This window comes from Tsuneonella sp. CC-YZS046 (assembly GCF_035581365.1).
In the GTDB taxonomy this organism is placed as follows: domain Bacteria; phylum Pseudomonadota; class Alphaproteobacteria; order Sphingomonadales; family Sphingomonadaceae; genus JAWKXU01.
The window spans coordinates 559,811-574,786 of record NZ_CP141590.1; the positions used below are offsets into that span (position 1 = coordinate 559,811).

14 protein-coding genes and 1 tRNA gene are annotated in these 14,976 nt (G+C 60.9%); 10 read left to right on the forward strand and 5 right to left on the reverse strand.

Annotation, left to right across the window (positions count from 1 at the left end; genetic code table 11):
* Nucleotides 1-240: 240 nt before the first annotated feature.
* The 8 genes from U8326_RS02760 to U8326_RS02795 all read left to right on the forward strand — a co-directional run bounded on the left by U8326_RS02760 (nucleotide 241) and on the right by U8326_RS02795 (nucleotide 7,772).
* The gene (locus tag U8326_RS02760; RefSeq protein WP_324742192.1) at nucleotides 241-2,046 is read left to right on the forward strand and encodes an assimilatory sulfite reductase (NADPH) flavoprotein subunit; all 1,806 of its coding nucleotides are present in this window, start codon (nucleotides 241-243) and stop codon (nucleotides 2,044-2,046) included.
* A gap of 9 nt (nucleotides 2,047-2,055) precedes the next feature.
* Nucleotides 2,056-3,771: an NADPH-dependent assimilatory sulfite reductase hemoprotein subunit gene (locus tag U8326_RS02765; RefSeq protein ID WP_324742194.1), complete on the forward strand. Its 1,716-nt coding sequence runs from the start codon at nucleotides 2,056-2,058 to the stop codon at nucleotides 3,769-3,771.
* On the forward strand, nucleotides 3,764-4,939 hold the full coding sequence (gene metB / locus U8326_RS02770; RefSeq protein WP_324742195.1) for a cystathionine gamma-synthase: 1,176 nt from the start codon (nucleotides 3,764-3,766) through the stop codon (nucleotides 4,937-4,939). The genes U8326_RS02765 and metB overlap by 8 nt, the downstream gene beginning before the upstream one ends.
* A 38-nt stretch (nucleotides 4,940-4,977) precedes the next feature.
* Nucleotides 4,978-5,223 (forward strand): hypothetical protein, encoded by a 246-nt coding sequence (locus U8326_RS02775; RefSeq protein WP_324742196.1) that lies wholly within the window; start codon nucleotides 4,978-4,980, stop codon nucleotides 5,221-5,223.
* 27 nt (nucleotides 5,224-5,250) lie between these two features.
* Nucleotides 5,251-5,745 carry a peroxiredoxin family protein gene (locus tag U8326_RS02780; RefSeq protein ID WP_324742197.1) on the forward strand — a complete coding sequence of 165 codons (495 nt, stop codon included), beginning with the start codon at nucleotides 5,251-5,253 and terminating at the stop codon, nucleotides 5,743-5,745.
* Complete coding sequence (locus tag U8326_RS02785) at nucleotides 5,735-6,064, forward strand: hypothetical protein (RefSeq protein ID WP_324742198.1); 330 nt, start codon at nucleotides 5,735-5,737, stop codon at nucleotides 6,062-6,064. Before U8326_RS02780 ends, U8326_RS02785 begins: the two co-directional genes overlap by 11 nt.
* The gene (locus U8326_RS02790; protein WP_324742200.1) at nucleotides 6,061-6,417 is read left to right on the forward strand and encodes a DUF488 domain-containing protein; all 357 of its coding nucleotides are present in this window, start codon (nucleotides 6,061-6,063) and stop codon (nucleotides 6,415-6,417) included. The genes U8326_RS02785 and U8326_RS02790 overlap by 4 nt, the downstream gene beginning before the upstream one ends.
* A gap of 179 nt (nucleotides 6,418-6,596) precedes the next feature.
* Nucleotides 6,597-7,772 (forward strand): cytochrome P450, encoded by a 1,176-nt coding sequence (locus tag U8326_RS02795; RefSeq protein WP_324742202.1) that lies wholly within the window; start codon nucleotides 6,597-6,599, stop codon nucleotides 7,770-7,772.
* Between the two features lie 34 nt (nucleotides 7,773-7,806).
* Here the strand turns inward: U8326_RS02795 and U8326_RS02800 are convergent, their stop codons facing one another.
* The 4 genes from U8326_RS02800 to U8326_RS02815 all read right to left on the reverse strand — a co-directional run bounded on the left by U8326_RS02800 (nucleotide 7,807) and on the right by U8326_RS02815 (nucleotide 12,400).
* The gene (locus U8326_RS02800) at nucleotides 7,807-8,700 is read right to left on the reverse strand and encodes a LysR family transcriptional regulator (protein ID WP_324742203.1); all 894 of its coding nucleotides are present in this window, start codon (nucleotides 8,698-8,700) and stop codon (nucleotides 7,807-7,809) included.
* Nucleotides 8,701-8,820: 120 nt separating this feature from the next.
* The gene (locus U8326_RS02805) at nucleotides 8,821-9,930 is read right to left on the reverse strand and encodes an NAD(P)-dependent alcohol dehydrogenase (protein WP_324742205.1); all 1,110 of its coding nucleotides are present in this window, start codon (nucleotides 9,928-9,930) and stop codon (nucleotides 8,821-8,823) included.
* A complete protein-coding gene (locus U8326_RS02810) occupies nucleotides 9,920-11,233 on the reverse strand; it encodes an NADH:flavin oxidoreductase/NADH oxidase family protein (protein ID WP_324742206.1) in 1,314 nt (437 codons plus the stop codon). The genes U8326_RS02805 and U8326_RS02810 overlap by 11 nt, the downstream gene beginning before the upstream one ends.
* Nucleotides 11,234-11,473: 240 nt before the next feature.
* Nucleotides 11,474-12,400 carry a LysR family transcriptional regulator gene (locus U8326_RS02815; protein ID WP_324742207.1) on the reverse strand — a complete coding sequence of 309 codons (927 nt, stop codon included), beginning with the start codon at nucleotides 12,398-12,400 and terminating at the stop codon, nucleotides 11,474-11,476.
* A 212-nt stretch (nucleotides 12,401-12,612) separates the two neighbouring features.
* Here U8326_RS02815 and U8326_RS02820 point away from each other — a divergent pair.
* Together U8326_RS02820 and U8326_RS02825 are read left to right on the forward strand one after the other, a co-directional pair.
* Nucleotides 12,613-12,686: transfer RNA gene (locus U8326_RS02820), tRNA-Gly, on the forward strand.
* A 256-nt stretch (nucleotides 12,687-12,942) separates the two neighbouring features.
* Nucleotides 12,943-13,467: a DNA starvation/stationary phase protection protein gene (locus U8326_RS02825; RefSeq protein WP_324742208.1), complete on the forward strand. Its 525-nt coding sequence runs from the start codon at nucleotides 12,943-12,945 to the stop codon at nucleotides 13,465-13,467.
* A 206-nt stretch (nucleotides 13,468-13,673) separates the two neighbouring features.
* Here the strand turns inward: U8326_RS02825 and U8326_RS02830 are convergent, their stop codons facing one another.
* Nucleotides 13,674-14,864: an acyl-CoA dehydrogenase family protein gene (locus U8326_RS02830; protein ID WP_324742209.1), complete on the reverse strand. Its 1,191-nt coding sequence runs from the start codon at nucleotides 14,862-14,864 to the stop codon at nucleotides 13,674-13,676.
* Between the last annotated feature and the right edge of the window lie 112 nt (nucleotides 14,865-14,976).

The following is a 14,976-nucleotide window of genomic DNA, read 5'->3' on the forward strand; positions in this document are numbered from 1 at the left end:
AAGGCGGCTCGAAGGCATCCTCCGAGCATGGGCGCCCCTTTAAGAAGCGAATCCCCAGCGCGGGATTCACAGAAATATATTTTCTATAAAACAGCAATAATAGTCGTTTGTCTTATGGCAATCGATTGCGCAGGATCGGAACCTGAGTGAAAGATGCTTCATGACAACAGTGCCCGGAGAGGAGCCTGACCGATCAGGCCGGAGCACGGGAAAGGGAGCCAACGCCAAGGACTGCCGCAGATGACTGCACCGGAACCGTCGGGGAATCCCCTGTCCCTGGAACAATGGCGACTGGTGGAGGAATTGACCCGGTCGTTGGCTCCGATGCAGGTGCGATGGCTCAGCGGCTATTTCGCCGGGCTGGATGCCGGCCTGCGGTTGCCCCTGCCGCAGCCGGTGTCCTCCGGGGTGGCGGCCACGCGCGGCCTCACCATTCTTTATGGAACGGAAACCGGCAATTCCGCCGAACTGGCGCGTGCTCTTGAAGCGGCCGCGACAGGGAAGGGGCTTGCCTGCACCATGGTCGACATGGCGGATTACAAGGTCCGCCAGTTGGGCCAGGAACAGGATGTGCTGATCGTTGTCAGCACTTACGGCGAAGGCGATCCGCCGCAACCCGCGACGAGCTTTTTCGAATTCGTGGAAGGCCGCAGGGCGCCCAGGCTCGATGGGGTGCGCTTCGCCGTGCTGGCGCTGGGCGATTCCACCTACGAATATTATTGCCAGGCGGGCAAGCGGCTCGACCGGCGGTTGGAGGAGCTTGGCGCCGCGCGGCTTGCCGAAAGGGTCGATTGCGACGTCGATTACGAGGACGCGGCCGCTGCCTGGATAGAGGCTGTCGTGGGGCAGTTGTCGGCCGAAGCGGAAGCTGCGCCCGCCCCTGCCGCCGTGGCTGCCCAGGTTTTCGCCAGTCCGGACGCGCCCTCGGTCCATGACAAGCGCAATCCTTTTTCCGCGCCGGTGATCGAGAATATCGCGATTGTCGGCAGGGGATCGAGCAAGGAAACCCGCCATATCGAGTTCTCGCTTGCCGGGTCGGGGCTGTCTTACGAGCCGGGCGACGCCCTGGGCATCGCTGCCTCGAACGATCCTGCGGTCGTCGACGCACTGCTCGATGCGCTCGGGCATCCGGCCGAGACGGAAATCGAACTCAAGGGGCAGGCGCTCACGCTCGGGGAGGCGCTCACGCATCGCTATGAGATCACCGCCGCCACGCCGCGCTTCCTCGATTATTGGGCCATGCTGTCCGAGGCGTCGGCGCTCCGGCAATTGCAGCAGGAGGACCGTTCCGGGGAGCGCTCCGTCTTTCTGCGCACGAACCACGTCGTTGATATCGTTCGCCGTTTCCCGGTAAGCGAGGTGATGCCGCAGGGCTTCGTATCGGCCCTGCGCCCGTTGCAGCCGCGCCTTTATTCGCTGGCGTCGAGCCTGGAAGCCGCGCCGGAGGAAGCACACCTGACAGTCGCTCCCGTGCGTTATACGTTGCATGACGAGCCGCGTAGCGGGGTTGCATCCGGCCTGCTGGCCGACCGTGCCGAGCCGGATACGGTGCTGCCCGTCTATATCCAGAGCAATCCGCATTTCCGTCTGCCCGGCAAGGACGCGCCGATCATCATGATCGGCGCCGGAACCGGGGTCGCCCCCTATCGGGCCTTCCTGCAGCAGCGCGAGGCGGCCAGCGCGCAGGGCAAGAGTTGGCTGTTCTTCGGCGAACGCAATTTCCGCACGGATTTCCTGTATCAGACCGAATGGCAGGGCTGGCTCAAGGACGGCACGCTCGGCCGGATGGATGTTGCCTTCTCGCGCGACCGGGCGGAAAAGACCTATGTCCAGCATCGCATGAAGGAGCGCGCGCGCGACATCTTCGCCTGGCTGGAGGACGGCGCCCATGTCTATGTTTGCGGCGACGCCGCCAATCTCGCACCCGATGTCCATCAAGCCCTGATCGACATCGTCGCAAGCGAGGCGCGTACCGGGCGTGAGGCGGCCGAGGACTATGTCCGCTCGCTTCAGGCGGATCACCGCTACCAGCGCGACGTTTACTGAGACACGATCATGACCACCACCACCATCGACCGCAGCCATGACCTTTCCCAGCCGCTCGACCGGTTGAGCGCCGATGAGCGCATGAAGGACGCCAGCGACTACCTGCGCGGGACCATCGCCGAGGGGCTGCTCGACCGGATTACCGGCGCAGTCCCTTCGGCCGATGACGTGAAGCTGATGAAGTTTCACGGCATCTATCAGCAGGACGACCGTGATCTGCGCGACGAGCGCCGCCGCCAGAAGCTGGAGCCGGCCTATCAGTTCATGATCCGCGTGCGCCTGCCGGGCGGGGTGTGCACCCCGGCGCAGTGGCTCAAGCTCGATGAGCTGGCCCGCGCCCACGGCGGCGAAACCCTGCGGATCACCACCCGGCAGACGTTCCAGTTCCATTGGGTCCTGAAGGACAGCCTGCGCCCGATCATCCAGGGCCTGCACGAAACGCTGCTCGACACCATTGCCGCCTGCGGTGACGACAGCCGCGGCGTGATGTGCACGGTCGATCCGCAAAGCTCGCGCTTCCATGCGGAGGTTGCGGCGATGGCGAAGCGGGTCAGCGATCATGTGATCCCCAGGACCCGCGCCTATCATGAGATCTGGTATGGCGACGAGCGAGTGGCTTCGTCCGGGCCGGAGGAGCCGTTCTACGGCCGCACCTACATGCCCCGGAAGTTCAAGATCGGCTTCGCCCTGCCGCCCTCGAACGACATCGACGTCTATGCGCAGGATCTGGGCTTCATCGCCATTGGCGGGCCGGGCGGGCTGGAAGGGTTCAATGTCGCCATCGGCGGTGGCATGGGCCGCACCGACCAGGCGCCGGAAACCTATCCGCGCCTCGCCAGCCTCATCGGTTTCGTGCCCGCGGATCAGATGATTGCCTGTGCCGATGCCGTGATGGCGGTTCAGCGCGATTACGGCGACCGCAAGGATCGCCAGCGCGCCCGCTTCAAATACACCATCGACGACAAGGGTCTCGACTGGATCAAGGCCGAGATCGAGCGCTACATGGACGCGCCGTTCGAGGACGCGCGTCCCTTTGCCTTCACCTCCAATGGCGACAGCTATGGCTGGAACACGACGCCCGATGGCCGCCACCATCGCACGCTGTTCATCCAGAGCGGCCGGCTGGACCTGAAGCTGCTCGATGCGCTGCGCGACGTGGCGCGTATCCATCGCGGCATGTTCCGCCTCACGCCTAACCAGAACCTCATCATCGCGGGCGTCGAATCCGGCGATCGCGCCGCCATCGACGCGGTGCTGGCCGAGCACGGGCTGGAGAGCAAAAGCGCATCCACCTTGCGCCGCAACGCCATCGCCTGCGTGGCCTTGCCGACCTGCGGCCTGGCCATGGCGGAGAGCGAGCGCTACATGCCCGACCTGATCGCCAGGATCGAGGCCATGCTGGCCGAGCATGGCCTGTCGGAGGAACCGATCACGGTGCGTATGAGCGGCTGCCCCAATGGCTGCTCGCGTCCCTATATCGCTGAAATCGGACTTACCGGGCGTGCGCCGGGCAAGTATAACCTCTATCTCGGCGGCGGTTTTCATGGGGAACGGCTCAACCGCATGATCCGTGAAAATGTCGGCGAGCCGGTAATTCTGGAGGTGCTGGCCGATGCGATCGGCCGCTATGCCCGCGAGCGCGAGCCGGGCGAGCATTTCGGGGATTTCACCATTCGGGCCGGCATCGTCCGCGAGGTGACGGAAGGGCGCTTCTTCAATGACTGATCGGGATGGCCCCCATCCGCGCCCCCAGACGATCGCAGCCGCGCACGGTGTGGCGACCGACCCCGCTTTCGGCGCCGTTGCGCCGCCGCTCTATATGTCCAGCACCTATGAGTTCGCGGGCTATGAGCAACCGCGCACTTATGATTATGGTCGCGCCGGCAATCCGACCCGCGACCTTCTGGCGGCTGCATTGGCAAAGCTGGAAGGGGGCGCGGGTGCTGTCATCACATCGAGCGGCATGTCGGCGCTCGACCTCCTCGTCGGTAGACTCCGGCCTGACGATCTCGTGCTTGCGCCGCATGATTGCTATGGCGGCACGATGCGGCTGCTCAAGGCGCGTGCCGCGCGCGGCCATGTTTCGGTGCGCTTCGTGGATCAATCCGACGAAGCGGCCTTTGCCGCCGCGCTGGAAGAAGTGCCCGCGCTGATCTTGATCGAGACGCCCAGCAATCCCCTGATGCGCGTGGTGGATATTGCCGCCCTGTGCGCAAGGGCGAGGGAGGTGGGCGCCCTCGTCGCGGTCGATAATACTTTCCTCTCGCCCGCCATCCAGCAGCCGATCCGGCTCGGCGCCGATTATGTCGTTCATTCCACAACCAAATATCTCAACGGCCATTCGGATGTCATCGGCGGCGCCGTGATTGCGGCCGATGCTGTTCAGGCCGGGGAATTGCGCGATTGGGGGAACGTCGTGGGCAGCACGGGCGCGCCGTTTGATTCATGGCTTACGCTGCGGGGCCTGCGCACCCTGTTCGCGCGCATGGAACATCAGCAGGCCAATGCCATGGCGGTCGCGCGGTATCTCGAACGCCATGCAGCCGTCAGCAAGGTCCATTACTCCGGGCTTGCTGCTCATCCCGGTCATGCCATTGCCTTGCGCCAGCAGCGCGGCTTCGGCGCAATGCTCAGTTTCGAGCTTGCGGGCGGCGTCGCGGCGGTTCGCCAGTTCATCGAGGCTGTGAAATACTTCACCCTCGCGGAATCGCTCGGCGGGGTGGAGAGTCTCGTCGCCCATCCCGCTACGATGACTCATGCCGACATGGGCGAGGAGGCCCGGGCTGCGGCGGGGATCAGCGACAGCTTGCTGAGATTGTCCGTGGGCCTCGAGGCCGAGCAGGACTTGATCGCGGGCCTGGAAGAAGGATTGGCGGCATGTGGAAGCGAGTGATCGCCATGCCGGCGGAGAACCGATGAAAGGAAGGTGCGATGTCCGTGCATGTGCTGATCGTCGTCTTCTTCGGAGCTGTTCTCGCGGTGATCGGATTCGCCATGGCGTTCCGGCAGGCTTTCGTCCGGCGCCTCCTTGGCCGCTCGCGACGGTCGCCGTCGCAATTGAGCCAGGGCAATGGCGATGAATATCCTTTGACCTATATACTGCGCATCGCGGGGATCATGATCATGGTCTTCGGGATTGCGCTTGGCGGCATGATGACCTTGTTCCACACGGCATAGCCGCGCGCGGTCGCGGCGGAGGCAGAGATGGACCGATCCAGACCCAGCACTGCACCAGAATGGCAGGTCAGCCAGTGGTTCAACACCGATCGGCCTCTGGCATTGGCCGACTTTGCAGGGCGCGTAATCGCGCTTCATGCCTTCCAGATGCTCTGCCCCGGTTGCGTCCAGCATGGCCTTCCGCAAGCCCAGCGGATCGCTCGCCTGTTCGACGCATCCCGGGTGGCCGTGATCGGCCTGCATACGGTCTTCGAGCACCACGCGGCAATGACACCCGAAGCGCTCGCCGCCTTTATCCATGAATATCGGCTGGCCTTCCCGATAGGCATTGATGCTCCAGCCGTCGCCGGCCCAATCCCGCAAACCATGGCATCCTATGCGATGCAGGGAACGCCGACCTTGATCCTGATCGATCGTTGGGGCCGTTTGCGCAAGCAGAGTCTCGGGGTGGAGGATGACATGCGGGTCGGCGCGGACATCGCCTTTCTGCTGGCGGAACAGGAGCATCCCGATGACTCATGAATATGACGATCCGATCCGGCCAGAGCAGATTGCTGAGACAGCGCGCTTCATCGCCGAGCGTTATCGCGCGGAGGACCGTAATCTCGATGGTCTTGTCAGGGAAATTGTCGTTCAACGGTTCTGCTCCTGCGTCGCCGCTCCCGAGCGTCCGGATGACACCCAAGTCCTCGACGGCTTGATCGAGGAGATTTCCAGGCAGGTGAGGGCCTTGCTCGACGACGGCCGATTGTTCGATGAGGTTGACGAGGCTTCGATCGAATCCTTCCCGGCGAGCGATCCTCCTGCCTGGATCGGGCACAAACCGCGGAGTGACCGATGAAGGGAAGGGTAGCGATCAAGCGGATCTACGAGCCACCTTCCAGGGATGACGGCTGCCGGGTCCTGGTCGACCGGCTCTGGCCGCGTGGCGTCGGTCGCGATGCGGCGGCTCTGGACCTGTGGCTGAGGGACATCGCGCCATCGCCGGAACTGCGCAAATGGTTCGGCCATGATCCCGCCCGCTTCAAGGCTTTCCGGGATCGCTATCGGAAGGAACTGGAAGAAAAGGACGAAGCCGTCGCGGAGTTGCGCGGTTTGATCCGGAAAGGGAAGGTCACGCTCCTGTATGCCGCGCGGGACGAGTTGCATAATCATGCGCGCGTGCTGGCAGACTATATCGAGAGACAGGAATGAAGGATGGGTCGATAGCGCCGCATTTTCCCAACCTATGGACAAGGAGGTAGGAATTTTCAGCCTTGCTGAATAGGCATTCTCGATTTCGCTACATTATCCGGGATCACGAAGCATCTAAACGTAGATGTCGAGTTAATGGAGGCTCTTGCAGCCAGATGAACTCCTGGTGGAGCGCTATCGTGACGAAACAGGTCGATCCTTTTTCCAAAGAATATGTGGCAGATGCCTACACGCTGCTGGAAGAGTTACGTACAGAAGCGACCGTTGCGTGGAATGAACAATATCAGACCTGGATGATCCTCGAAGATCGGGCTGCGCGCGAGATTCTTTCGATGCACAATCGCTTCGTGGTGGCAGGTACCGTTGAGGAGGAAGTATTCGGTTCCGACGCTTTTATCTGCGTGGATCAAAGAGCCAGGCATGACGCTTTTCGTGGAGTTTGGGCCCGAACTTTTGCGCCCACGGCTTTTGTTCAGCTGCGACGCGACGTTCGTGAGATGGCGCTGAATCTGATTGATCAGGTAAAAGCGGAAATTGCGGAAAAGGGCTCATGCGATGTCGTGCCCGTGCTTTGCCGGCGAATTCCATCCATGGTGATTGCACAACTCCTTGGGATTCCCGATGAGATGCTCGACAGGATATTGGCTTGGAGCGACAGGATGGGCGAGGCTGCGCTTGCGGCAGGCGATCCCAACCATCCAGCCTTCATCGCATCGGAGAAGGCGAAAGGTGAATTCGCCGATTTCTTGTTCGAAATGATCGAAATGCGGCGCCACGCACCGGGTGACGACCTGATCAGTCAGCTTGTCATTTCCGATATTGCGAAGACTGTCACGATTCAGGAAATGATGGTGAATTGTCGGCAACTGCTTTTCGCGGGAAATGAAACGACAGCGAAATGGATGGCGAATTGCCTTACCGTGCTGGGTGAGCGGCATGATATTCGCGCTACTGTGTTGGCTGACCCCAAACTTATACCGCAGACACTGGAAGAGATCATACGCTGGGATCCGGTTGCCCAGTTAATTCCGCGCATGGCGTCTGGTGAAATTTCTAGGATCGGTGACATGGAAATTTCACCAGGAGAAAGTGTCTGGATCATGATCGCTGCCACCAATCGCGATCCTTCCAGATATGAGAATCCGCATCACCTCGATATCTATCGGGAGCAGAAGGGGCATCTGGGCTTTGGCTTCGCATTGCATAACTGTCTGGGCATTGGTTTGGCGCGTATGGAGGCCGCTGTCGCGATCGAGGCTTTTCTGGAGATGATCGGCGATTACGAAATCATCGCTCCGACCGAACATGACATGTTCCCAGTACGCGGTCCAAAAGTCGTACGTATCGCAGTCTGATACAAATAAGAAATATATAACTGTAATTAAGATGTCAGGATAAATTTCTTGAACATTGTTTCATGAAGGTTACAAAAGAACGAAAGGCATTCGTGGTCAGCTCCTGCTTGGGATAGCAGAGATAGAAGGGCGGAATATCGGAGACGCATTCAGTCAAGATCTGCTGCGCTTGCCCGCTTTTCAGATAGGGTTCGGCATAAATCATGGGAACCAGTGAGATGCCCCATCCCGCTGTCACCGCTTCCATCGCGAGCTTGTAATCATTTACAATCAACGGCCCTTTAGGTTCAATCACGAAGAACCGGCCATCGTAGGCATAGCGCCACGCCGCTGATTGCCCGTGTTTGGATTGCCGTACGCTCACGCACTTATGGGAGCGAAGGTCCGTATGATTTTCCAGGTTTCCGGAAGATTCCAGATAGTCGGGTGAGGAAACGAAAATTTGCCTATGAACTTTCCCTATCTTAACTCCAATAAGGTCAAGATCTATTTGTCCTTCTGGCCTGATGGCTGCATCAAATCCATTGGCAACCATATCGATGTCGCCATCTTGAACATTTATCTCAAGAGATATCTCGGGCAATTCCTTGCTGAAAATGCCCAATATTGGTTTGAGATGCATGTCGATGCCTAGCTGGCAGCTCTTTATGCGAATGACGCCAGAAGGCTTGTTGCGGAATTTCTCGATATTATCGACCGCATTTACCAGATCGAGCAACGCAGGGCTCAGCCGGGCCAGCAACTCGCCGCCCGCATCGGTCAGCGCTACGCTTCGTGTGGTTCGATTGAGTAGTCGCACACCGACTCGATCCTCGAGGCTTTGATCACCGATGACGCACGGCCTGATTTCCGGCTTGCCTGGTGCGCTATCCTGACATTCAAAGACGGCAAGATTATCTCGGATCACAGCTATCTGAACCATCGTCATTGGCCGGGACTTGTAAAAGTCCTGGAAGAAAATCAGGCGTTGGCATCGGCCTGAGCCCAGATCTCCGGGCCACCGTTTGCACGGTGGTCCTGGGGCATCTGGAACCGGGTCGGCAGAAATCTAGATTGTGCTCAGGTCGATCACGAAGCGATATTTCACGTCACCCTTGATCATCCGGTCGAATAACTCGTCGATGTCCTGTATCGCGATCTGCTCTATTTCCGAAACTATTCCGTTTTCGGCACAGAAATCGAGCATTTCCTGCGTTTCCTTGAGGCCGCCGATCAGCGAGCCCGCAATGCTACGGCGGCCCAGGATCAGGTTGACCGCCGAAGGGCTGGGGTGCGGAGCATCCGGAACGCCGACGAGCACCAGCGTTCCATCGCGCTTCAGCAGGCTGAGATAGACGTCGAGATCGTGAGGCGATCCCACCGTGTCGAGGATCAGGTCGAGGCTCTGCTCGTAGCCGTCAAGACCGCGCTCGCCGGATGTGAGGACTACTTCATGTGCGCCCAGTGCCAGAATGGCGTCGCGCTTGCTTTCCGATGTAGTGAAGCCGACAACATGGGCGCCCAAGGCTCGCGCCAACTTGACGGCCATATGCCCCAGCCCACCAATGCCGACCACGCCCACCCTTCGCCCTGGGCCGGCATTCCAATACCGCAAGGGGGACCATGTCGTTACCCCTGCACACAGCAGCGGGGCGACCGCGGCAAGCTGGCTCTCAGGATGGCGGATCGCCAGGACAAAACGCTCATCCACGGTGATCGCGGTGGAATAGCCGCCATAAGTGTTCCGGTCCCCTCCTTTGACATAGCCATTGTATGTCTGGAGATAACCCTGCTCGCTTTCGCAATAGTTTTCAGCCCCTTCCCCGCAGGAGCTGCATTTGCGGCAGCTATCGACCATGCAGCCTACGCCGACGAGATCGCCGGGCTGAAATGCGGTGACCTTGCTTCCGACGGATGTGACCCGGCCAACGATTTCATGGCCGGGAACCATCGGACACATCATGCCGGGCCATTCGCCGCGCGCTGCATGGAGATCGGAATGGCACACCCCGCAATAGGCGATAGCGATCGCAACATCGTTCGGGCGGGGCGATCGCCGTTCGATCTCGATGGGCGAAAGGGGGGCTGCTGCGGCAAGAGCCGCGAAGGCTTGCGCTATTTCCCTATCCCCTGGGGCACTCTCCTCAGCGATCCGCTGAGGCCGGACATCACTGTGCATGTTCCAGCTCCCCACGGGCTTCCCTGCGGGCGGCTTCCCGCGCATTTTCCAGATCGGCAAAGGCTTGCGGCGCCTTTTCCAGCGTAAGCTCCCAGTCGATCTCCTTGCCTTCGCCGAGATTGGTGAGCTGCACATACATCCAGGCGAGCTGGTGATTGGATTCGAGCAGGTTGAATTCCCGGTCGTCGAGCTGGCCGATATAGGCTTCGCGATCCAGCAGCATGGTTTCCTCGATCATCGGCACTTCGCCGATCTCGCCCCGCAGCAGCTTGGCCGGAAAATCGGTGGAGGCGCAGAACGGGCGGGCGAGGCCGACCACATCGGTCGCATTCTCGGCCAATGCGCCATTCATCGCATCCAGCGTGCGGAAGCCGCCGGTAATCATCAGCGGCATATTCGCCACCGGGCGGACCCGCCGCGCATATTCCATGAAATAGGCTTCCCGGCGCAGCGTGCGCTCCGCCTTCTGGCGTGCCAGCGGCTGATCGCCGCCCATCGCCCCGATCATCGCGGGCGCATCGTAATTGCCGCCCGAGATTTCGAGCAGGTCGAGATTCTCGGCATTGAGCATCTCGATCACCGCCATGGACTGATCCATGTCGAAGCCGCCCTTGTGGAAGTCCGCCGAATTCATTTTTACCGAGACGGGAAAGTCCGGCCCCACGGCGCGGCGGATGGCGCGCAGGCTTTCGATCAGGAAGCGGGCGCGGTTTTCCAGGCTGCCGCCCCATTCGTCGTCCCGCGTGTTGCACAGCGGACTGAGGAAGGAGGACGCCATGAAGCCATGGGCAGCATGGAGCTGGACTCCGGTGAAGCCGGTTTCGCGGGCGATGGCCGCCACCTTGCCGAAACGCCCGATCAGGTCCTCGATCTCCGCCCCGGTCATTGCGCGGGGCATCCCGAAGCCTTCGGCGGGCAGGCCTTCCCGGTTGGCTGACGGGGCCATGGGATGTTCCTGCACATCGATCGGCGTCTGGCGGCCCGGCTGGTTGATCTGCATCCACAGGTGGTTGCCGGCGGCTTGCCCGGCGGCCGCCCATTCGCGCAGCTCCGCCATCCCGCCATTATCGTCGATAACGATATTGCCGGGGCGTTCGCGGTGGGAATAATCGACCATGACATCGCCGGAAATCAGCAGGCCCGCTCCGCCTTCCGACCAGCGCCGATACAGCGTGACATTGAGCGGGGAGGCATGGCCCAGCGGGGTCGCCAGCTCTTCCTGTGTGGCCGATTTGCCGATCCGGTTGGGCAGGGTCGCGCCGCAGGGAAGATGGAGCGGTTGTCCCAGAAAGTCTGCCGTCACGTTCGCCTCTCGCTATGGATTTCTGTGAGGAGCTTGTTTCATCCTCGATAGATCGTGGAGTTCTCACGTCTGTTCGAGAATGGCGCCCCCTCGATTTCGCAAACTATCGGCTGGAGAGCGCTTTGGACAACCGAGGTAAACCGGCAAAGCCTTTTTAGCGATGCTAATCAATGAGGGCGTCAGCCGCTTTTGCCGTGATGCGCGCAGGCGTTCACGGAAAAGCTGGGAATCGCGCTGCAATCAGGTGAAGGAATCCTGCCTGTTCAGATGCTTGCGCAGATAATCTATGAACACCCTGAGCTTAGCCGGAACCCTGATGCCGGAAGGGTAATACAGCGCTAGTCCTGGAAGCTGGTTGCCCCAATCGGGCAGTATCCGCACCAGTTCGCCTCGCGCTATGCTGTCATGGACATAGCAGCTTGCGGAATAGGTTATGCCGGCTCCCTCGATCGCGCATTCCACGGCAGCCAGCGGATCATTGGTAATGATCCGGCAATTTACCGACAGATGCACTTCCTCCGCGCCGCGCAACAGCTTCCAGCGCCGGATCTGCCCGTTGGTGCTGTAGCGAAAACCGATGCAGGAATGCTCGAGCAGTTCCTTCGGGTTATCCGGCATTCCGAATTTCGCGATATAAGCGGGTGACGCGACGAGCAATTCCGCGATAGGCGGGCCGAGGTTGACCGCGACCATGTCGTTTTCGATCAGGTTGCCAAAGCGGATACCCGCGTCGAACCTGCCATCGACGATGTCCACCAGGCTGCTTTCGATGCTCAGGTCTATCCTGATCCTGGGGTAATTCTCGCAGAATTTGTCGATGATCGGCCGCAATATCGTGATGAACCCGGCGCGGGGGAGATTGAGCCGGAGGACACCCTGTGGCTGGTTTCCGAGCGTGGCCAGTTCTTCCGATGCGGAAACGAGGTCCCGGATGCCTGGCGCGACCCGTTCGTAGAATTGCTCGCCCGCTTCGGTCAGATTGACGCTTCGCGTGGTTCGGCTGAACAGGGAATGGCCCAGGCGCTCTTCCAGATTGCGGATCGCCTGGCTCATGGCGGACGGGGTCACGCCGAGCCGCACGGCCGCAGGCGTGAAGCCTTTCGCTTCGGCAACGGCGATGAACATGACCAACCCTTCGAGCTGATCGCGCTTCATGCTCTGTGTCATCGCTGGCGTGCCCTGACTTGTAAGGAGTGCTAATAAGTCCGGGTGATAGTCCTTCCTTTATAGTCCTGTCCAATGCGATGCCGCGCTGCCCCGGCAATCCTTGCGCTTGGCAATTGCGCCGAGTTTATATTGACGATGCGAGGGTGGTCGTGGCAATCGGCACGCACATTGCGGCAAAGCAGCCTTGGCGCTGGCGATGCTTGCGATGCAATGCGGGCGTAGCTCAATGGCAGAGCAGAAGCTTCCCAAGCTTACGACGAGGGTTCGATTCCCTTCGCCCGCTCCATCCCCGGATCAGCCATTTTTCCCGCTTTTCGCCATCGGTAAGCGCGTAACATACGCGGCAGGTTGCGGTGAGCGCCACGAATGCAGCGTTCTCTCTCTCGTCGATCATCTGTTCGGTGATGGCCAGCGCGTGGCCAGATTGGGCAGACCGCGCTGGCCGGGATTCCCCGCTGTCGCGAAACGCGAGCTTACAATGATGGATTCCGCCGCTATTGTTGGCGGGCAGGAGGGGCGAGTCACAACTGGAGGAGTGGAACATGGCCAAAACAGCCAAATCGAAAGCTGCGTCCCGGAAGGTCGAAGGCGACGGCAACAGGCTCAACACCAGCGTGGGCAGCGATGCCCGCGAGAAGATCGCCGAAGCGCTTACCAAGGCTGTGGCCGACAGCTACACGCTGTATGCCAAGACGCTTGGGGTTCACTGGAACGTGCAAGGCCCCAACTTCTACGGCCTCCACAAGCTGACCGACGCGCAATATAATGAACTGCACCAGGCTGCGGACGCGCTTGCGGAGCGTATCCGGGCGCTGGGCAAACTTGCCCCGACCGGCAGCGAGGCCTTCCGCGCGCTGACGGTGATCGAGAACGAGGCGCCGCACAAGCCGACCCGGGAAATGATCGCCGAACTGGTGCGAGACAATGAAGCCGTGGCGCGGCGGATGAGCGAGTTTGCCGAGCTTGCCGACGCGGCCGGCGATCTGTTCACCCATGATATGCTGGTGGCGCGGATCGGCGTTCACGAAGAAAATGCATGGATGTTGCGGTCCAGCCTCAGCGAATAAGGCTTTCGGGCGCGGAGCGATGCCTGGATTCCGATAAGCGTAATCGTCGCGCAAGTCTGCCTCCGCCTATGCCGAGGCCCGCAACCCCTTTCTTCAGGGACGCGGCCTGAACGACAGGCGGACTTGCTGCGAACGCCGCTCGGCTGCCCTGACCGGGCGACGCAAGCCCGTGGGATGATCGTCGGGATCGGAGGGCGAGTGGCGTGTCAGAACACCATCAGCCGGGGCGGAATGCCCAGGGCGACGCGCCCAGCATCTTCCATCATGGCGCGCTGGAAAACCAGATGCCCGCAGATCGCATTGACATCCCGCGACGCCGCTTCGAACGGAAGGGTTGCGAACAGGGCGGACCCGCCCGCCGCGCGATAGCACAGGTTCACCGCTTCCTGGCTCAACTCGGCAGCGTGGACGCAGGCCCGGCGCAGCCGCGCGCGCGTTTCCATGCTGGGCGCTTCGTCGGCCAGCGCGCAGTCCCACAATTGCTGAAACGAGTAGCGCACATTGCATCGCGCCGCGTCGATGAGCGCTTCCGCCTTGGCTACGGCATATTGGGAGAAGCCCACATCGCTGAGTTTCCCGCCGCCTGGCGTGGGTTTGGACCTCGCAAACTCGCGCAAGCCATCGACGGCCCGCCGCGCGACCCCCAGCGGAACGCCGGTCAGCGCAAAGCCGAAAAAAGTCATCGGCAGGCGGAACAGCGGCCCCGGATGACGGCTTTCCTTCCAGGGTATGCTGAAGGTGCGCTCCTTCGGCACGAAGACATCGGCCATGCTGAACTCGGTGCTGTTGGTCGCGACGAGGCCGCTGACATTCCAGCACTCATGCACCGTGGCGAATTCCTTGGGCATGAAGGCCAGCACGGTGGCGGGAGAACCGTCTTCCTTCATCACCTGCTTGCCGTCTTCGTGAACGAAGCAGCCGCCATATACCCATTGCGCCTGGTCTATGCCGCTGGCCCAGGCGAAACGCCCTTCGATGCGATAGCCGCCGTCAATCTTATGCGCCTTCCCCTGGGGCGCGCCGGACCCGGCCATCGCCGCGCCTGACTGGGTGAACAGCGCGCGCGCTTCGGCGGCTTCCAGGAAGCCCGAGAATATTCCCAATCCCGATCCGACGGCAAAATTCCATCCGGCCGATGCATCGTGATAGGAAATGCGCTCCACGAAATCGAACTGGTCGATCGGGGTGATTTCAGCCCCGCCGAGATCCGCGGGAACCAGCAGGCGATAGATGTCGAGGTCGATGAAGGCTTGAGCAACCGCATCCGGCAAGCGCCGTTGCCTTGCGATTTCCGCCCGCTGCTCCTCGACAAGATTGCCGAGATTTTCGATGCCTTCGGACAGCTTCGCCAGATAATCCTCGGTCGTCGCAGCGATCCGCTCGGGTGCCTTTGGCATCTGTTCCTCTCTCGTGGAAAAGTTTGATAAGCCGTATGATATTCGGAACCGGGCCGGTAAAGCAAACCATGCGGTGCGAAATAGTGTGCTTGACCGGACGCGGGATCGACAG